The organism is Lentzea flaviverrucosa (assembly GCF_003350445.1).
Classification (GTDB): Bacteria; Actinomycetota; Actinomycetes; order Mycobacteriales; family Pseudonocardiaceae; genus Lentzea; species Lentzea californiensis.
Genome location: NZ_QQAU01000017.1, coordinates 145,276 through 164,044 on the forward strand (window position 1 = coordinate 145,276; position 18,769 = coordinate 164,044).

16 protein-coding genes and 3 pseudogenes are annotated in these 18,769 nt (G+C 65.7%); 12 read left to right on the top strand and 7 right to left on the bottom strand.

Annotation, left to right across the window (positions count from 1 at the left end; all coding sequences use genetic code 11):
• Window positions 1-372: 372 nt before the first annotated feature.
• The 4 genes from DFR72_RS38520 to DFR72_RS38535 all read left to right on the top strand — a co-directional run bounded on the left by DFR72_RS38520 (window position 373) and on the right by DFR72_RS38535 (window position 3,732).
• Entirely contained in the window at window positions 373-969 is a 597-nt protein-coding gene (locus tag DFR72_RS38520; protein ID WP_090071664.1) for a TetR/AcrR family transcriptional regulator, read from the top strand.
• 144 nt (window positions 970-1,113) lie between these two features.
• Complete coding sequence (locus DFR72_RS38525) at window positions 1,114-1,848, top strand: nitroreductase (protein ID WP_090071662.1); 735 nt, start codon at window positions 1,114-1,116, stop codon at window positions 1,846-1,848.
• Between the two features lie 204 nt (window positions 1,849-2,052).
• Window positions 2,053-2,799: an NADPH-dependent F420 reductase gene (locus DFR72_RS38530; RefSeq protein WP_090071660.1), complete on the top strand. Its 747-nt coding sequence runs from the start codon at window positions 2,053-2,055 to the stop codon at window positions 2,797-2,799.
• Window positions 2,800-2,832: 33 nt separating this feature from the next.
• Window positions 2,833-3,732, top strand: a complete 900-nt coding sequence (locus tag DFR72_RS38535; RefSeq protein ID WP_090071877.1) for a TIGR03620 family F420-dependent LLM class oxidoreductase — start codon at window positions 2,833-2,835, stop codon at window positions 3,730-3,732.
• 390 nt (window positions 3,733-4,122) lie between these two features.
• Here DFR72_RS38535 and DFR72_RS38540 read toward each other — a convergent pair.
• Window positions 4,123-4,936: pseudogene (locus DFR72_RS38540) on the bottom strand (IS5 family transposase).
• Window positions 4,937-5,001: 65 nt separating this feature from the next.
• Between DFR72_RS38540 and DFR72_RS38545 the strand changes: the two are divergent.
• The 3 genes from DFR72_RS38545 to DFR72_RS38565 all read left to right on the top strand — a co-directional run bounded on the left by DFR72_RS38545 (window position 5,002) and on the right by DFR72_RS38565 (window position 8,433).
• Complete coding sequence (locus DFR72_RS38545; RefSeq protein WP_211335677.1) at window positions 5,002-5,793, top strand: helix-turn-helix domain-containing protein; 792 nt, start codon at window positions 5,002-5,004, stop codon at window positions 5,791-5,793.
• A gap of 100 nt (window positions 5,794-5,893) precedes the next feature.
• Entirely contained in the window at window positions 5,894-6,853 is a 960-nt protein-coding gene (locus DFR72_RS38550; protein WP_090071654.1) for an alpha/beta fold hydrolase, read from the top strand.
• Between the two features lie 719 nt (window positions 6,854-7,572).
• Window positions 7,573-8,433 (top strand): response regulator transcription factor, encoded by an 861-nt coding sequence (locus tag DFR72_RS38565; RefSeq protein WP_143086962.1) that lies wholly within the window; start codon window positions 7,573-7,575, stop codon window positions 8,431-8,433.
• Window positions 8,434-8,643: 210 nt separating this feature from the next.
• On the opposite strand, the gene DFR72_RS38570 is transcribed toward DFR72_RS38565, so the two are convergent.
• Window positions 8,644-8,829: a hypothetical protein gene (locus tag DFR72_RS38570; RefSeq protein WP_090071648.1), complete on the bottom strand. Its 186-nt coding sequence runs from the start codon at window positions 8,827-8,829 to the stop codon at window positions 8,644-8,646.
• Window positions 8,830-9,218: 389 nt separating this feature from the next.
• Here DFR72_RS38570 and DFR72_RS38575 point away from each other — a divergent pair, with 389 nt between their 5' ends.
• The 3 genes from DFR72_RS38575 to DFR72_RS38585 all read left to right on the top strand — a co-directional run bounded on the left by DFR72_RS38575 (window position 9,219) and on the right by DFR72_RS38585 (window position 12,343).
• On the top strand, window positions 9,219-10,136 hold the full coding sequence (locus DFR72_RS38575) for an NAD(P)/FAD-dependent oxidoreductase (RefSeq protein WP_090071646.1): 918 nt from the start codon (window positions 9,219-9,221) through the stop codon (window positions 10,134-10,136).
• A 737-nt stretch (window positions 10,137-10,873) separates the two neighbouring features.
• The gene (locus DFR72_RS38580) at window positions 10,874-11,998 is read left to right on the top strand and encodes a BMP family lipoprotein (protein ID WP_090071644.1); all 1,125 of its coding nucleotides are present in this window, start codon (window positions 10,874-10,876) and stop codon (window positions 11,996-11,998) included.
• Between the two features lie 105 nt (window positions 11,999-12,103).
• The gene (locus DFR72_RS38585; protein ID WP_090071642.1) at window positions 12,104-12,343 is read left to right on the top strand and encodes a hypothetical protein; all 240 of its coding nucleotides are present in this window, start codon (window positions 12,104-12,106) and stop codon (window positions 12,341-12,343) included.
• Window positions 12,344-13,653: 1,310 nt separating this feature from the next.
• Here the strand turns inward: DFR72_RS38585 and DFR72_RS38590 are convergent.
• The 4 genes and pseudogenes from DFR72_RS38590 to DFR72_RS47300 form a co-directional block, all read right to left on the bottom strand.
• Window positions 13,654-14,320 (bottom strand): annotated as a pseudogene (locus DFR72_RS38590) (transposase family protein); the annotation flags it as partial.
• A gap of 883 nt (window positions 14,321-15,203) precedes the next feature.
• On the bottom strand, window positions 15,204-15,563 hold the full coding sequence (locus DFR72_RS38595) for a hypothetical protein (RefSeq protein WP_143086961.1): 360 nt from the start codon (window positions 15,561-15,563) through the stop codon (window positions 15,204-15,206).
• A gap of 168 nt (window positions 15,564-15,731) precedes the next feature.
• Window positions 15,732-15,863, bottom strand: a complete 132-nt coding sequence (locus tag DFR72_RS48015; RefSeq protein WP_245983822.1) for a DUF4331 domain-containing protein — start codon at window positions 15,861-15,863, stop codon at window positions 15,732-15,734.
• Complete coding sequence (locus DFR72_RS47300; RefSeq protein WP_245983823.1) at window positions 15,814-16,233, bottom strand: DUF4394 domain-containing protein; 420 nt, start codon at window positions 16,231-16,233, stop codon at window positions 15,814-15,816. Before DFR72_RS47300 ends, DFR72_RS48015 begins: the two co-directional genes overlap by 50 nt.
• A gap of 142 nt (window positions 16,234-16,375) precedes the next feature.
• Here DFR72_RS47300 and DFR72_RS38605 point away from each other — a divergent pair.
• Window positions 16,376-16,612 (top strand): annotated as a pseudogene (locus tag DFR72_RS38605) (RNA polymerase sigma factor); the annotation flags it as partial.
• 84 nt (window positions 16,613-16,696) lie between these two features.
• A complete protein-coding gene (locus DFR72_RS38610) occupies window positions 16,697-17,161 on the top strand; it encodes a peroxiredoxin (protein WP_090071875.1) in 465 nt (154 codons plus the stop codon).
• On the opposite strand, the gene DFR72_RS38615 is transcribed toward DFR72_RS38610, so the two are convergent.
• On the bottom strand, window positions 17,158-18,654 hold the full coding sequence (locus tag DFR72_RS38615; protein WP_090071638.1) for a molybdopterin-dependent oxidoreductase: 1,497 nt from the start codon (window positions 18,652-18,654) through the stop codon (window positions 17,158-17,160). The two genes, DFR72_RS38610 and DFR72_RS38615, sit on opposite strands and share 4 nt — an antisense overlap.
• Window positions 18,655-18,769: the final 115 nt, after the last annotated feature.

Sequence of the window (18,769 nt, forward strand, 5' to 3'; positions counted from 1 at the left end):
ACGTGACAGCGTAGGTACAGCGTGATTCAGCAGGGGCGTCGGCGAGGAATGATCATCGTTAGCCGGCTGACCAAGGACTGGGGTGCCACTCGGGCCATCTGGGTAACACGTGCCGGCGGGGTGGCACTGACGGAGCCGAGGGCACCGGCGCGTTCTCGCCGACAGACTCGCTTTCGACCCACTTTCCTTCCCCGTGACCGCGCGTACAGCCATCTGGATCAGACCGCCACTGCCGACCATCTCGGCCAGCCTCGTAGCTCACTGACAGTGCCGGGCGTGGACTTGACCGGAGGCTGCCTCCGCTTTACGCTCGGTTATGCGGAGGCAGCCTCCGTTTCATCTGTGCCGTAAGGACGCGCAAGCGGAGGACGTGTGAGCGTGAAAGGACAGCAGGGGCGCAAGCCGCGTGCGGACGTTCAGCGCAACCGTGCGGCTCTGCTGGAGGTGGCGCAGCGTCACTTCTTGAAGAACGGTGTCGGATCTTCCCTGGAGGCCATAGCCAAGGATGCAGGTGTCGGGCCCGCCACGCTGTACCGGCACTTTCCCGCTCGGGAGGCACTGCTGGCGGCGGTGTTGGAGACGCGTTCTGCGGAGTTGTTGGCCCGGCGGGCGGACATCGCACGGCTCGATGACGTCTCTCAGGCGCTGCGGCAGTGGTTGCAGGCTCTGGAGGACTACTTCAGCGCCTTCAACGGGTTGCCAGAACCGCTCGTGGCCGCGGCCAGGGAGCAGAATCCGGACAACCCGCTCACCGTGCCCTGTGACGATCTCGTTGCCACCACCGAGGAGTACGTGCGCGCCGCGCAGCGTGAGGGGCACGTGCGAGCGTCGGTGAAGGGATACGACCTGTACCTCGCGGCCGGCTCCGTGGCCTGGCTCAGGGGCACCGGCTACACCGACGAGGAGGCGCTGGCCCGTCTGCGCGCGCTCGTTGAGTGCGGATACCGCGAACAGGACGACGCGGACTAGGCGCCGGCAGCTTCTTTCGCAATCCGCTGTCGGCGTTGTCAGAAGGTGCGGCCGCCGCACTCGCTGACACGCAGTGGGCTGTGTCATGCCCTGTGACGATTCCGTGTGACGCCGCAGCGTTCACGCGAACCGAGCGGAACACCCATGAGAGGAACAGTTTTGTCTGTCACGACCCTATCTGCGACGACCTCGTCTTTTGCCGATGTCGTGCGGTCCCGGCACTCCGTTCGGAGGTTCCTGCCCTACCCGCTGTCCCCGTCGGTCATCCGTGGCGTGCTTCAGGACGCGCAGGCCGCCCCGTCGAACTGCAACACCCAGCCGTGGACGGTGCACGTCGTCTCGGGCGCGGCACGAGACGCCTTGAGCACCGAACTGCTCAAGGCCGACAAGGAAGAGCGCTTCTCCTTCGACTTCACCTTCGACTACGCCGACTTCGGCCAGGGCGCCTACCTCGACCGGGCACATGACCACGCCGCGACTCTCTATGGAGCACTGGAAATCCCGCGCTCGGACCGGGAGGGCAGGAAGGCACATGCCCTGGAGAACCTGAAGTTCCACGGCGCTCCCCACGTTGCGCTCCTGTTCATGCCGGTGTTCGGCGACGGGGTGCGGGTAGCCGGTGACATCGGCATGTACGCGCAGAACTTCCTGCTCTCACTGACCGCGCGAGGGCTCGGCGGCATCCCGCAAACCATGCTCGGAATGTATGCCGACACCGTTCGCGAGGTCCTGGGTGTTCCCGCGGAGCTCAAGCTGCTTTTCGGGATCTCCTTCGGCGCAGCCGATCTGGAAGCCCGCGAGAACAGCTTCCGCCTCGGTCGGGTCCCGCTCGAACACAGCGTCGTCCTGCACGACACCCCTGGAGTCTTCGACCAGTAGCAGCCCCGCCAACGCGGCGCGCTGCAGCGCCATGTGCGCGTGGGCGGTAACACCGCTGGGTCGACACGACAGCGCCCCTGGCCAAACGCCCGGAAGTGTCGGAATGGTGCCGCGGGTGTGAGGCCGCACCGACGAGCTTCGGCACGCGCTCGAAGACCTGCACACCCGGCCGTCGACTGACGTGAAGAACGTGGAGGAGCGAGAATGAAGGTCGGAATCGTTGGCGCCGGAAACATCGGCAAGACGTTGAGTTACAAGTTGAGCGCAGCGGGTCATGACGTGAAGATCGCCAACTCCCGCGGTCCGGAGACGATCGATCCTGAGGCGTTGTCCACCGGTGCCCGCGCGGTCGAAGCGGCCGACGCGGTGCGCGACGTCGATGTCGTCATCTTGTCGATGCCCTTGAATCGCATGCCGGCCTTCGCGACAGTGCTGTCCGCGGCGCCGGCCGACGCCGTCGTCATCGACACCTCGAATTACTACCCGCTTCGCGATGGGCGGATCGAAGCCATCGACGACGGCGAGGTCGAGAGCGTGTGGCTGACCGAGCAGATCGGCCGCCCGATCGTCAAGGCGTGGAACGCCATCGGATCGGCATCACTGGCCGAGAAAGGGGCACCCGCGGGAACGCCCGGTCGCATCGCCATCCCGGTCGCTGCCGATGACACCGACGCACGCGAACTGGGAATGATGTTGGTCGATCAGACCGGATTCGACGGCTTCGACGCCGGCCCGCTGGCCGAGTCATGGCGTCAACAACCGGGCGCACCGTGCTACTGCACGGACCTCACCAGCGAGGAGATGGGAAAGGCGCTCGCCACGGCCGAGAAGGATCGGCTGCCGAAGCGCCGGGACATCTCCATCGCCGCCATCGCCGAACGAGTTGGCGACGGAACGACGAATCCTGATTCGGACTACGCCGTCCGGCTGACGCGCGCGATCTTCATGTGAGCGTGCGCTCATCCACGAACGAAGGTAGTGACGATGCCGAACAAACCCAGCGCCATCGACTTTCCATCAAAGATCGGCGTGTTCTGGAACAGTGAGCCGTGGCCGATCCTCGACGCGCAGAGCATGGCCCGCGAGATCGAGTCGCTCGGCTACGGATCGCTGTTCATGCCAGAAGGCAACGGCAAGGACGCGATGATCGAATCCGCGGCCTTCCTGGGTGCCACCGAGCGCCTGGTCATCGGTACCGGCATCGCCAACATCCACGTCCGGTTGCCAACAGCCGCAGAAAGTGGCGCCCGGATGCTCACCGCCCTGTACCCGGGCCGGTTCGTCCTCGGCCTGGGCGTCAGCCACGCCCCCTTCGTCGAAGGCTCGCTCGGCGGTGCCTACCGCAAGCCGCTGACGATGATGCGCACGTATCTGGATGCCATGAACTCGGTGCCGGCCGAACTCGAGCGCGGCTCACGACCGACGCGTCTACTGGCTGCGTTGGGGCCCAAGATGATCGAACTCGCCGGCGAGTTCGCCGACGGCGCACATCCGTATCTGGTGCTGCCCGAACAGACGCGAAACACCCGCGCCATCCTCGGTGACGACCCGTGGATCGTGACCGAGCAAGCGATCGCTATCGGCGGCAGCGCCGAAGATCAACTGCGTCGTGCCCGCAGCCACTTGGATCTCTACTCGCGGCTGGACAACTACCGGAACTCTTGGCTGCGACAAGGATTCGACGAGACCGACCTGGCAATCGGCGAGTCCGAGCGGCTGCCTCGCGCGCTCGTCGGCATGGGATCAGCCGAGGAGGCGGCCGCCTCGGTCACCGCACATCTCGACGCCGGCGCTGACCACGTGGTTGTGCAGGTCGCCGTCGATACGCCGACCGACGACCCGCTGCCCAATCTGCGGGCACTCGCAGCGGCATTGGGTCTCTGATGCGCGTCGGGGTGGTCTACTCACAGCCTGAACTCGGCGGCGCCGTCGGCAACGCCAAGCAGACCGGGCGTCAGTCCGAACCTGCACCGTAGACGACCGTCTCTCCCGCCGATCAGTGGATCACCTCGGCGCCGAACGGGCACAAGCCGCTAGTTGACGAGCACACCTTCCATCGTGCGCAGATTGGCCGCCGCAAAGTCTGACTGGTCACGCGGACTCCCGAGATCCAAGCGAGTGCAGCATGAATTCCGCTGGCTCAACGGTTCGTCTTCAAGACCGGCTGTCGTGACCAGACGTGAAGGGCATGATGATCAGCCATGCTGCTTCGACTGGCCTACCTCAGCGTGACCAACGCGTTCGCCCTACTGCGCCTGCTACCCATAAGAGGTCCTAACAGGATCGTTGGACGTGGCGGTAGCAGATGATGCAGGTAGCGAGGCCGAGGAAGGCTTCATGGATGTCGTCGCGGCGTTCCCAGCGGATGCGTAGGCGTTTCATGCCGTGGTACCAGGCGATCGTGCGCTCCACGACCCAGCGGACTGTTCCCAGGCCGGAGCCGTGAGGCTCGCCGCGGCGAGCGATCCGAGGCGTGATTCCCCTGGCGCGCAGGCGCCTGCGGTACTTGTCGTGGTCGTAGCCTCGGTCGGCGTAGACGATCGTCGGGCGTCGGCGGGGCCGGCCCCGTCTGCCGCGCACGTTGGGCACCGCGTCCAGCAGCGGCTCCAGACCGGTGACGTCGTTGCGGTTGCCGCCGGTGAGCAGGACCGCGAGCGGGATGCCGCCGCCGTCGGTCAGGACGTGGTGCTTGGAGCCCGGCGGGCGCGGTCGACCGGGCTCGGCCCGCTTTTGGGCCGCGTCGAGCAGCCCGGACGTACGACGTGTCGATCACGGCGCGGTCCCAGCCCAGCCTGCCCGCCGAGTGCAACTCCGCGAGCAGAACCTCGTGCAGCCGCGACCACACGCCAGCCTCGTTCCAGTCCCGCAACCGCCGCCAGCAGGTCATCCCGGAGCCAAAGCCCAACTCCTGCGGCAGGAACTCCCACTGGATCCCGGTATGCAGCACGAACAGGATCCCGCACAACACCTGCCGGTCCGACACCCGCTTACGGCCAGGCTTACGAGGTCTGCGCGGCACCACCGGCAACAACGGCTCTATCCGCTCCCACAGATCGTCCGAGACGATCCACGGCGGCGACTGACCCATCTGACGCGCTGCGCGCCAGCACGTCGATCATTCTGTTAGGACCTCTAAGCGACCAGGACAAGGACGTGGAGATCCTCGTGCTATGGCACCAGATCACCGTCCTGGAACGCCACTGGGCAAAACTCGAACTTCGGTTCTCCCCCGTCGATCGAGCGTTCCTCGCGGCGTTGCTGCACCGGCTCCCGGCGAAAGTACTTCGTCAGTTCACGTTGCCGGCACGCCCGGAAACGGTGCTGCGCTGGCACCGAGACCTGCTCGCCCGCCGCCACGCGGCCAGATCTCGCCCCAAGCGTCCCGGCCGTCCACGGACCGTGCGCTCGATCCGGCTCCTGGTATTGCGTCTGGCACGGGCGAACCCCACCTGGGGCTACCGCCGTATCCACGGCGAACTGCTCGTACTCGGCATCAAGATCGCCGCATCCACGGTGTGGCAGATCCTCAAGGACGCTGGCATCGACCCGGCACCCGATCGCACCTCCACCACCTGGGCCGACTTTCTCCATTCCCAGGCCGAAGCCCTGCTGGCCTGTGGCTTCTTCGAAGTCGCGACCTTGAGCGGCACCCGCCTGTACGTGCTCGCGGTCATCGAACACAGCAGTCGCCGGATCCGCGTTCTGGGGCGCCACGGCGCACCCGACCGCCCTGCTGTTCATCGGGCCGAAGGACGGGGCCGGCCCCGGTATAGGGCGATCACCGACCACCAAGGCAGCGTGATCGGCCTGGTGGTCACCTTCGGCAACCTGGCCGCCGAGTACGACTACTCCCTACAGAGTGGTCATGGCGACAGCCGCCGCCGCGGGCGCGAAACCGTTCCGGTACATCGGGGTCCACCAGCTCCAGCAGAGCCCGCTCACTAACCCGGCCCGATTGCGCGAGAGTGAACGCGCCGTTGTCGAGAACGCACTTGTCGTCGCATTGATCGCCACCTAGGTTGGAAAGGAGCTCACGGCGATCGCCATGCCGAGCGGGACAGAAATTCGAGAACCCGAGCCGCACCATCATTTCACGCACTTCTTCCTGCTTTGCCCGGCCTCAGCTGAGGTGATGGCGAAATCAATGAACCGAACAGAAGGACTTCGAGTGCAGCAGTCGAGCATGAAGATCAACGGACAGCGGATCGCCTACCTGGATGTCGATTCCCGCTCGGGTCGCGAGAACGCCCGCCCGATGGTGTTCGTCCACGGGAACTCCTCCTCGGCCAAGACCTGGCTTCCGGTGCTGAAGGGCGACATCGGCAGGCGCTTCCGGTGCCTCGCCGTGGACCTGCCAGGTCATGGTCAGTCCGAACCCGCCCGTAACCACGCCGACTACTCGTTGCCAGGACACGCCGCGGTGCTCACCGGTTTCGCCGACCATCTCGGAGTCACCGACGCGGTCTTCGTCGGCTGGAGCCTAGGTGGGCAGATCGTGCTGGAAGCCGCCCCCGAACTGCCGGAGGCAGGCGGTTTCGTCCTCTCCGGCGCACCACCGGTCGCCACTCCTGCCCAGATGGCCGAGGCATTCCTGCCCAACCCGGCGATGGGGGCGCTCTTCAGCGAACACGTCAGCGGAGACGAGGCCGAACTGGCCGCCGCCAGCTTCACCGCGCCGGGTTCTACGCTGGCGCTGGACGAGATCATCGCTGACATCCTGGCCACCGATGGCGCGGCCCGAGCGGGACTCGGCGTCAGCGCAGGCGCCGGCCGGTTCGCCGACGAGCTCGCGATCGTCGCGGCACTCCGCCAGCCGATGGCCGTCCTACACGGCGTCGAGGAACAACTGGTCAGCCTGGACTACCTACGGCGGCTGGACTTCCCCGCACTCTGGCGTGGCGAAGTGCAGGTGATTCCCGACGCCGGTCACACTCCTCACCTGGAAGCACCGGAAGCGTTCGCCGCCCTGTTGGCCGATTTCATGGCAGACCTCGCCGACGCTTGACAACCCCTTGCCCTCGATCACCTGGGAACTCTGACCGTGGCGCGGGCGGCGCACGCAGGGACTTAAGCGGCTGCGCCTCCCGTGACCATCACGCTGATGGTCACGGGTACGTCGACCACCTGTGAAGATCGACCAGCTAGCCGTAGATCGTGGCCTGCTTCGAGGTCTGCCAGATCCCGTTGGCGCCGTTGAAGAACCGCTGTCCCCACGGCGTCAGCCGTGACGGGTTGAACGAATAGGCCATGTCGAGGTACTCGACGCCGCCGCTGTTGCCGCTGGGGCCGACAACCCGATCATGCGCTTCCTGCCGTCCTACGGGGCCATGCAGGCCAGCACGGCGGCGGGGTTCTCCACCAGTCCGGTGCCGGGTCACCTGGCCATCCAGCTCACCTGGTTCGCGTGGCAGCCTTCGTCGCCCTGGCGGGTTTTCGCCGCAGCGCGATCACTTCGCGACGACAATCGGGCAAAACGACATCGGCGGGTCTACTTCGAAAGGTAAAACCGCTGGTCATCGACCGTCGGGACGACAGGATTTGAACCTGCGACCCCTTGACCCCAGACGGGTTCGCAGGCCGCTGACCTGCATAAACAGAACGTTCCGCACAGTTGAGCGCAGTTGACGAATGATCAAGTGGGTTAACCGCCGTTGGCCCCAGCCCTGAAGATCCACTCCTTCTCGGAACCGCGGAGCACTCGAGCCACTGACCCCCACTGCCAACTTGGTCCACAAAGGACTCTTACGAGCACAAACACTAAACACCAACAACTACGTTGATCCTTCCGAACTCAAGGAAGATCAGCTCCCCTCTCTCGCTACATTGCAGGAAAAATTCGGAAAATCGTTCAGCCACACTCACAAAGAAGGGAATTTGTGGTGCTATCCGATGATGGGTACGTCACCTTCATCACCTCGGGTTCTTGTAGTCGAAAGCAGCTACAAGAGCCGGTCCTGGTTGGCTGCCTCGCTGCAGTCCGCAGGCTTTGACGTAGTTGCGTCCGCGTACGGCACGGCCCTAGCCCAGGTGACACGTCACCGTCCGCAAGTCGTTCTACTCGACATCGCGCGGCCCGGTGCAGATGAAGCGCAGATCTACTGGCGACTGAGAAACGCGAGCGCTTTCGCAGCAGTCCTCGTCCTCACCACCCGAGAGACATTCCAGGACAACGGCGGCGGCCTCGCACCGAGCGGCGACCACTGCCTGACCAAGCCATTCTCCTTGCATGATCTGATATCGAGGATCAACAGCCTGCTCGAACGGGGACGAATTGAACACAAACCCAGAGAGCGACTGAGGGCGGGAATTCTTGAAATGGACGAAGACAGCCTAGAGGTGTGGCGAAACGGGGAACCCATCAGACTGTCGGCCACTGAGTTTAAGTTACTGCGTTTCATGATGATCAATGAAGAGCGAGTGATCTCCAAAGCGCAGATTCTAAGCTACGTCTGGAACGTGGATTTCGCAAGCGATTCGCGAAATGTAGAAATATACGTTCATTACCTGCGGCGTAAGCTCAACTTGCCGGACGAGCAGCTGATTCGAACGATACGCGGAGTGGGTTACCAGTTGCGTTCCCAGTGACGCGAACAGTAGGTCGCACAGGACTGTCCGCGCGTTCGAGAAGCGACCATCGTGGACTGCGCTGTCTGCGTCCAATCCGAGCGGCTGCCGGGCGAGAAGAGGTATGCTGCGGCGGGCGGTGAAGTCCGCGATCGCAGCGAGGAACTCCCCTGGGTCAGCCTGTTCTAGCCGTGGAGGCAACAATTCCTCGGCGTCGCCCGCGGTTGCGGCTCATGCGAACAGGAGCTGAAGCTCAACGCCCACGCCGACCAGGCTCTCGCAGTGCACCAGGAACAGGCAGCCGGACGGCGCCAGCCGACGGTTCGGCGTGATGAACAATCGCGTGCCCTCGCGGGCGAAGTCGGCGTTGAACGAGATCTTCGGCGCTTTCTCCCCTGGGCCGCAACGTGATGCCACGCCGGGAGGCCGGGACCTCCGCCCTGCCGGCCAGGAACTGACCACCCGCGGCCGCGACTTCGGCGCTGGCCGCGATCGCCGCGGTTGGCAGCAGGAACTTCCGCAGTCCGGGCACCTCGACGGGCACCTGGAACCACAACCGGCGGAACGCCAGGACACCGCTCGCGAGACTGACCAGCAGGGCGATGACCGCCACCCCTCATGGTGGCCCTGACCAGCACCGCGGCCACCATGAGCAGGCCGAGCCGTGTCCAGGCTGACCAGGAGCAGGACCCAACGCAGCGTCGTGCGGGCCAGGGCACGAGCAGGGCGGCATTGTTCTCGCGCTCTTGGTGCTGCGAAGGCACGTCGTCCTGTGACCTCCCTGCGGGGCACTTAATGTGTCTTTCGTGGACGTCGTCGTGGTCGGGGCAGGCATAGCGGGTCTCTCGTGCGCACGTGCGCTGGCAGAAGGCGGAGCACGAGTACGTGTTCTCGACCGAGGCCGTGTCGTGGGCGGGCGGTTGGCCAGCCGGCGCATCAACGGCCGATACGCGGACATCGGCGCCGCCTACCTGGTCGCCGACGACCCCGCGTTCGCAGAGCAGACCGAGTCCTGGCAGGCGCGGGGCCTCGCCCGTCCCTGGACCGACACCTTCCGGGTCTACCCCGCAGGCACGGACACGCGCGGTCCCATGCGCTGGGCCGCTCCCGGTGGGCTGCGCAGCCTCGCCACCGATCTCGCTGACGGACTCGACGTCCGCCTCTCCACTCCGGTCGCCTCCATCGAATCCGTCGCGCAGGGCGCGGACGCGGTGGTGCTGGCCATGCCCGGACCCCAGGCACTGAGGCTGTCGCCGCCGCCGGCGATCGTCTCCGCCGCGACCTCGCAGAACTGGCGGCCGGTGATCGCCGCGATCCTCACCTATCCTGCCCGCTCGTGGAGTGGCCTTCGCGGTGCGTTCGTCAACGACCACCCGGTGCTCGCCACCGTGTGCGACGACGGTGACCGCCGAGGCGACGCCGCACCGGTCCTCGTCGCCCACTCCACCGCCGAACTGGCCTCCGAACACCTGCACTCGCCTGCCGAGGCCGGTCCGATACTCGCCGCAGCCGTGGGGGAACTGCTCGGCATCACCGTCTCGCCGCAGATCGAGACGCACCGCTGGACCTACGCCCAGCCCGGGAAGACTTCCGAGGCCCCGTACGCGAGGGACGGCCAGGTGTGGCTGTGCGGAGACGCGTTCGGGCGCCCACGCGTGCAGACGGCCTGGCTCTCCGGCCGCGCCGTGGCCAGTGCCCTGCTCGGCGGGTCTGCAGCGCGATGACGGCCGCCCACGCAGCCCGCAGGTTGGTGGCGATTGCGATGACGAGAAGTGAAACTCGCGATCATCGCTCACTACCGCAACGCTGGTTGGCGGCACCGATCGTGAACAGCACGGACGAACGAGACACCGAGCCGCGGGAAGTGGCTCAGTCGCCACGCGGCCACCGTGCGGGTTATATACGAGGAGATCACCGGAACCCGCCCTGACGCTCGTGTGATGACGCCGGGGTAGATCGGTCTACTGCAGGTGCTCGCGCAGGACGTAGGCCATGGCGCGCACGGCGGTGCAGCCCTCTACGGGCAAGCCGAGAAACGTGCACCCTGTCCGCGACCGGCTGCCAGAACTTCTCGGGTTCCGCCGGGCTATCGGCTGCCATGCGCGCCAGTTGCCGGGTGAGTGCGCTCGTGTCTTCGTGAGCCGTCTCCATGGCCTCCTCTTCAGGAAGGAGGACGTCGGTGAGCGCGATCGTGTCGGGCGATTCCTCAACTGCGGGAATCTCTTGCCCCGCAAGGGCTTGCTGCGTGGGAGCGCCCAGTGGAGAGTTCGTGCGGGCTGGTACACGCGGATCGGCTACCGGTCGTGCGCGAGGACGACTACACGTTCCTGGCGCCGTACCTCGCTTACCCGTACGACTTCCTCGTTTTCCGAAAAGTGTTCGTACTCAACAGGTTTGCTCTGCGTGCGAGGTACCGTCCGCCTCCTAGCCGAGTTTGAGGAGACGAACCGTGCGTCGTCGTATGCGTGGCACCGCCGTGGCCGCGATCGCGCTGACCAGCCTCATGGTGAGCGCCTGCGCGAAGGACTCCGGCGGTAGCACCACGTCCACCGGGTCGACCGGTGGCTGTGAGTTCGCGGAGGCGCCCACCGCGCCCGTCACGTCGAGCACCGATGCGGTGAGCGGGGACAAGGTCGACGGCAGCGCGTTGAAGATCGGCCTGGCCTACGACATCGGCGGCCGCGGCGACGCGTCGTTCAACGACCTGGCCGCCGCCGGGTTCGACAAGGCCATCGCGGACATGGGCGTGAAGAAGGAGAACACCCGCGAGCTCTCCGCAGCGCCGAACGAGGACGAGTCCGCGAAGCAGACCCGCCTGCGCCAGCTCGCGTCCGAGGGCTTCAACCCCATCGTCGGCGTCGGCTTCGCCTACACCGAGTCGCTGCGGGTCGTCGCGCCGGAGTTTCCGAACGTCCAGTTCGGCCTCGTCGACTCAGTCGTGGACGGGGTCTCGAACGTGACGCCGCTGGTGTTCGCCGAGCAGGAGGGCGCGTTCCTCGCGGGCGTCGTCGCCGCGTACCAGAGCAAGAAGTGCCACGTCGGTTTCATCGGCGGCGTGGACATCCCGCTGATCCAGAAGTTCGAGGCGGGCTATTACCAAGGCGCGAAGACCGCCGCACCGAAGATTTCACTCGACAAGAAGTACATCACCCCGGCCGGCGACTTCACCGGCTTCCAGGACCCGCCCAAGGGCCAGGAGGCCGCGAAGGGCCTGATCGACAAGGGTGCCGATGTGGTCTACCCGGCTGCGGGGGTGTCCGGCATCGGTGTGTTCGCCGCGGTGAAGCAGTCCGGCGTGCTGGCGATCGGCTGCGACGCCGACCAGTACAACCAGCCCGCGCTCGCGGCCAACCGCGACGTCATCGTGGCCTCCAGCCTCAAGCGCGTGGACGTCGCCGTGTACGACTTCTTCCACGCCGCCGCGAAGAACGACCTGGCGTCGCTGCCGAAGGTGTTCGACCTCAGGTCGAACGGCATGGGGTATGCGACGTCGGGCGGCAAGATCGACGCGAAGCTGCAGGGCATCCTCGAGGGCTACAAGCAGCAGATCATCGAAGGCAAGATCGAGGTCGCCTCGACCGTGTAGCGGCCGTTCGGGCGAACCACCGGGCGCGGAGATCAACTCGATGTTGATCTCCGCGTTTCCCGTGATCGGCTGCGCGTCCTGGTCGACGCCCCGTGGTTCAACAAGGTGATCACCGCAGTGATCCTGGTCAACGCCGTCACGCTCGGCGCGGGGACGTCGCTGGAGCTGCTCGCCAAGGTCGCGCTAGCGATGGACGAACGTGACAACCGCATCGAGCTCACGCGGCCATTGTCGGCCAGAGGGACATGGCTTCTCGCCGCCGCGGTCGGAACGCAGGATTGCAGATCGCCTGTGAGCGGAGCAGTCTGGTTTGTGGTTGCCAGGCTTTTCCCATGCGGGGTGTAAGGCGGAGCGGGCCGAACTCGTCCACTCAGATCGCCCACCCATCCCGCAGATGAATGCTAGTAGATGCCCAGGATCCGATGCATCTTGATCAGCAAGTCCTGGGTCGGTGAAGGCTTCCAGGTTGTCACATTCTGTCGCGAGGCGAGGTCGGCGCACAGGATTCGGCGCAGGTTTCCGGCTGATCGCGGCGACCGTGCCGCGGTCGAGCAGATGCTCACGCAGCGCCGATAGTGACCACGTGGCGAACGCAGTGAGGCCCCGATCAGCGGGGACGTTCGGGCAGATCCGTTCGCGGATCTGCCCGAACATCTTCGGGCGTTTCCCATTTAATGTGGGTTCCAGCGCGTCGAACCTGCTCGTTGAACGTATGATCACGTCTCGCACATCACGTCGCTGACCTGCATCGGCGACGTGATGTACCTGACCATCTGGTTATGGCCCGACATCAACGCCACGATCGCCCGGCGCGGCTTCCCCGGAGTCCGTGCAGTACTGCTGATCCGCGCTGACTTCGGGCCGTCTTCCACAGACTGCGGCCCATGCTGACCGTTCCAGGCCCGCCATGACCACCTTCCACACTCGATATGCGCGACCAGCCTGCCGGTCGCCCGGACACTCCATTACCGGATCCACGTTGCGGCGAGCACAAATATTTCGATATTTAGTGATAGATCTGCTGAACTGAACAGCTGTGCTTGTACAGCCGAACCCTCATTGCCGCCAGATACGGACTGGAGGGAACGGAAAATTCGCAGATATGCGTGTTGTTGTCGATCCCGTTGCAGCCTGCATAAGCTTGACCTGCAACGAATGCCTGTCCTGAGCGAATAGTTGAGTACGTGGTAACTGGAATATTTGCATGAGACGGAGACGCGCCGGTTCGAGGAACACATTTGTATGCTCCCCCACCGTAGACCTCATACGCACCCGACAGGGCGCGCGATCGCGTATCACCCCAAGCTTCAAGGATTTCGAGTGTCACCTCACATGGCCGTCGAATTTCACAGACACGAGCTGCGGAAGCTTCTGAAACACTCACCACAGCCAAGAAACTGAGTATCGAGAGGACAACTGTCGTCACCCTCTTGACGTACTGTTTCATCGATTCTCCTCACTTTTGCGAACGTCTCCGACCAATCGAATGTAGACGCAGAGCACTCCAGCAGACGACCAACTCCGGAAATATCGCAATGTCTTACGCAAAATTCTCAATATTGCCGCTCATTCGCGTCGAATGATTGTCCGATCCATAATGGAGCCCGGAATATCAGAACTCGCGCCTTCGGCGAAGTATTTCTCATCGAGCCTTTTCATTCTGCGGTGACCTCGTAGTTCGCAGGACACGGATGGCCTTGGCCAGTCGGCCGGCGCGGCGGGGGCAGCAGCGGAGCTTGCGCAGGATGCGCAAGGTCTTGAGCTGGGCGTTGGCGCGTTCACCAGGTCCGCACAGGCGGCATGAGCGCGCTTGACGTCCTCCTGCGACTCGGGCTCGTTACGACCCTTGTACGGGGTGATCACGAGTCGACCAGTCTGGTCGTAGTCGTGATAGCCCTTGTCTCCCAAGGCGATCAGCCCGGCATCGCGCAGAACCGCGAGGATGTTCCAGATGCAGGCCGCGGCGGTGTCGTGGATGCTGCCGGGCAGGTCGCCGGATACCTACAGGATCGTGTCGTCCGGGGAGGCGATCACCCGCAGGTTCACCGCGTGCATCCTGTGTTTGCCGAAGCAGGAGGGACGGTCTGCGGCGATCCGGTCTATCGGAATGAGCGTGCCGTCGATCACCACGTAGGCGATGCCCTTGCGTTCCGCCTTGCGCAGAGCTTCTCGCAGCTTCGGGGACCGCTGGGCCAGCAGCTCGACGGGTTCGTTGACCTAGCGCCAGCAGGTCGTGGTCGAGACCGCGAATCCGGCGCCGATGTCGGCGAATGGCTCGCCTTTGGACAGGTATCTGCCCGCCAGCGCATCCAGCCCAGGATGAAAGGCTCACTGGCAGGTGTCTTGGGCGGGCCAGGTTCGAGCGTCCGGCCTCGAACATCGTGCAGGGCACCGAACTCGGGATACCTCGATCCTGGGGTCGTCCAGAGAGTTGAATCCTGATCTACTGCAGTCGAGCCAACTCGCCCCACCGCAATCCGGTGTACGCGGCCGCGACTGTAAGCAGCCCGTCATTCGAAGCCTTGGACGCCGCAGCGGACAGGGAATGGCTCAGCCGTCCATGAGCGCGGAGCTATGGCCCGTCAGCCACCTCGGCTCGCACACCGCCGAAGGTATGCCGGGAACGGTCAACAGGGTCTACATCCGGCGCGCACAGCCGCCTCCGCGTCGCTGTCGTCGACGGTGGAACCGCCGGGGTAAAGCACATACAGATCCGAGAAGTTGTCACCCTCGGCCTGTGATCCCTCGCCGCGTGTCCCACCTCCGCCGCGCCCGGCCCGCTCGCGGCGCCTAGCGCACAGCCCGGTCACTCTGCGTCGCCCTCCCGCCTGCTGCAGACTGCGACTACTTTTGGGCCGGTCGTGGACCTGGACCGCGATCGCGGTCGTCATCGCCACGCCGGCCTCCGCAGCCGGCGTCTGCTGCACCGGCCGAACCCTCGATGCCCCACGCCCCCGGAACATGGTGACCGAGCAGGGACACGTCGCCTACCGGTTCACCAAGGCCATCGACCAACTCGACCGCACCGGCACCGATCATCCGCAGGCCCGCCTCGGCGCCAGCCACGCCCCTGAGCGTTTGACCCGAGCCTCTCCCCACCATCGTCGAGATCCTCTCCGCCTTGGGACGCACGGCCACACCATGACTCACCGCCGGAACTGCTGGCGCCCTATCCCTCATGACCTGCCCTGTCCAGTCCAGGCGTTCACTTGGCGGACTCGCTGTTGCCCAAGAGCACCGCGGTTAGTCCCAGCAAGTCGAGCTTGCGGATGACGGCAGGAGACGGCCGAAGCAGCAGCCGGCGGTTTGGCGTCATTGCTCTGCTGACAGCGCGTTGGTGGCTCAACAACGCACTGGCGGCTTCCATGGAGAAGGAGTCAACTTCGAGCAGGTCGACCACCACAGTGCTGGTCTCGGGGTCGCCGGTACGGGCCAACGCCGCAGCGAACGCGGCCGCGTCCACCACTCCACGCGCCCGCACCGTGACTGAGCCCTCGGCGTCCGGACCGGTGACCTCGACCGCGTTTGCTGATGCGGATTTCGCTGGATCGTCCAGATCGGGCATCGGTCGATCTCCCCTCGCTGGCGCACTGCAGATGTGCAGATGTCGTGTCGTTCTAGTTCGTGGCGCGCTGGCCATCCGGATTGCTATCGCCACGATGGGATGATGCGCTGCAGCAGAAGTCACCCAGCATGACGACCACTGATCACTGGGTATACCGGGTACGTCGGGTCAGCACCCTCGCCACCTCTGCCCGTCTATCTCGTGCTCTGGTTGCATGGCATGGTGACCGACCATGACAATGCGGCGGACTTCATCGCCGTCGTTGTCGTTGTTGATGTCGTAGCGCGCATCGGTCGCCATCGGGTAGAAGTTCGGCCCGCCGTTCGGTTCCTGGAGCGGGTGACCACTTCGCCACCAGCGAGACCGTGGTGACGCGGCCGGTGCGGGTATCGAGGGTGTAGAGCTGGCCCGAGCGCCCGATCGCGTACAGGACGCCGGTGGCGGGCCGCACGTCGATGCCGGCGAGCCGGTCGTGCGCCTTCAAGCCGGTGACGCGGACGCGGTACTGGGCGAATAGCGGAGACGACCACGTCCGGGTGCTGAGCACGCCGTCGTCGGTGAGCAGGTGCACGCGGAGCTGGTCGCCGGACGCCGAGGCGGGCGCCGCGCCGAGCACGTCCGCGAGCAGTGCTGCCGCGGCGGCGATGACGGTCGTGCGGACGATGCGCATGGTTTCTCCCAAAGGCCGTGAACGCGGAACACGGGTGTCTACGACACGTCCTCGTCCGGCTTTGAAGGGCGAACCGGACAAATCAAACTCATCCATACCGGCTCCGCCACGAACCGGCTTTCAGGTGCGGTGATGGGAGCTCATGGCGATCATCGGCAGGCGGACGGATCTGGAGCTCCGGGACGTCTACGCCGCGCACGGACCTGAGCTGTACCGCTTCGCGCTCCGGCAACTCGGGGACGGCCAGGCCGCGGAGGAGGCCGTGCACGAGGTGTTCCTGAGAGCGTGACGGTCCGCGGACCGTTTCGACCCGGATCTGGCGAGCCTGCGCGTGTGGCTGTTCACGATCGCGCGCAACGTCGCCATCGACGAGGCCCGGGCACGTGCCCGGCACACCCGGCGGCTCGATGCCGTTACCGCAGCAGGCACCAATCCGCGTCGGCCACCGGCCCGAAGCACCAGCATGAAACGCGGAGACACCTGCCCCGACTTCACCCTGCCCGACGACACGGGCACGCCTCGCACGCTGTCGGAGTTCCTGGCCACCGGCCCGGTCGTGTTGTTCTTCTACCCTGCAGCGCTGTCCGGCGGCTGCACCCAGGAGAGCTGCCACTTCCGCGATCTCGCCAGGGAGTTCCGCGCGTTCGGGGCACACCGGATCGGTATCAGCCCGGACACCGTGGGCAAACAGAGCGAGTTCTCCACCACCCACGGCTTCGACTACCCTCTTCTGTCCGATGTGGACGGCGCTGTCGCGAAGCAGTTCGGTGCCTGGCGGCGCTTCCTGCCCCTGCACACCCGCAGGCGCACCTTCGTCATCGACACCGACCGCCGGATCCTCGAAGTGATCAAGAGCGAGCTGAAGTTCGACGCCCACGCCGACCAGGCTCTCGCGGTCCTGCAGGAACAGGCGGCCGGACGACGCTAGGCGACGGCGGTGAAGACCATCGAGTGCCAGCCGGTGGCGCCGTCCGGGATGGGGGCGGCGCGGTCGTTGGTCTGGGTGAGTCCGTTGCGGTCGGTGGCCCGGCACTCCACGGTGTGGTTGCCCGGCGCCACGTCGAGCTCGATCCGCCACATCCGCCAGGTGTCGACGTTGACCTCCTTGCTCAAACTCGCCTGCTGCCACGGCCCGCCGTCGACCCTGACCTCGACCTTGTCGATGCCCAGGTGCTGTGCCCACGCGATGCCCGCCGCGACGAACCGGCCCGCCGGCGCCCGTTCGAACGACTTCGGCCGGTCGATCCGCGACATCACCTTGACCGGGGCCTTCTTCGCCCAGCCGCGCTGCGCCCAGTAGGGGTCGAACGCGTCGAAGGTGGTGAGTTCCATGTCCACCAACCACTTCGTCGCCGAGACGTAGCCGTAGAGGCCCGGTACGACCATGCGCACCGGGAACCCGCGTTCCAGCGGCAGCGGCTCACCGTTCATCCCGATGGCCAGCATCGCGTTCGACCCCGGCGCCATGATCGACGAGACCGGCGTGCCACACGTCCAGCCGTCCACGCTGCGCGTCGCCAGTTGGTCGGCGCCGGACCGCACGCCCGCCTCGCGCAACAGGTCGGCCAGGTCCACGCCGATGAAGTTCGAGGTCGAGATGTACGGCCCACCGACCTCGTTGGACACGCACACGAGCGTGATCGTCTTCTCCACCAGCGGACGCCGCAGCAGGTCGTCGTAGGTGAGCACCATCTCGTTGTCCACCATGCCGTGCACGCGCATCCGCCAGTCCTCCGCCCGAAGGCGTGGGATGGAGAGCGCGGTGTCGACGCGGTAGAACTTGTCGTTGGGCGTCAGGAAAGTCGGTGTGCCCTCGCGGGAGAAGTCCGCGTCGAACGGGATCTCCGGCGCTTTCTTCCCCGGCCGCAACGTGATTCCGCGCCGCGAGGCCTCGACGTCCACCCGGCCCGCGAGCAACTGCCCACCCACTCCCGCAACCGCGGCTCCCGCCGCGACCGCCGCCGTCGACAGCAGGAACTTCCGCCTTCCCGGCGCCACCGCGGGAGCCTGGGACCACAACCAGCGGAAGGCCGCGACACCGACGACGAGACTGACCGCGGGGGCGAGCACCGACCACGCCGTCGTCGTCGGCCGAGCCAGCACCGCGACGATCCCGATCAGGCCGAGCAGGCCGGCGAGCGCGGTACCCGGCCACGGGCTGCGCCGCGACAGCACACCCGCGACAACGCCGAGCAGGGCGAGCACGACCGCCATGCCGCCGAGCAGCACCAGCTTGTCGTTCTCGCCGAACGTGCGGATCGCGAAGTCCTTGACCGGGTGCGGGGTCAGGTCGATCGCGGTGTTGCCCACCGCGAGGAACGGCGAGGCCAGCGGGCTCACCAGTCCCGCGACGAGATGTCCCACGGCCAATGCCGCGGCCACGGACACGAGGCCGATGAGGATGGATCGCGTTGCCTTCACACCAGTGGTTCGGGACGAACCCTGCGGCAGATTGGACGACGACCGAACTCACCACCGCGGGGCGACGCCCGAGACGGTGCCAGCCGCGAAGGACGACGCCCTGTCCCTGTGCGTC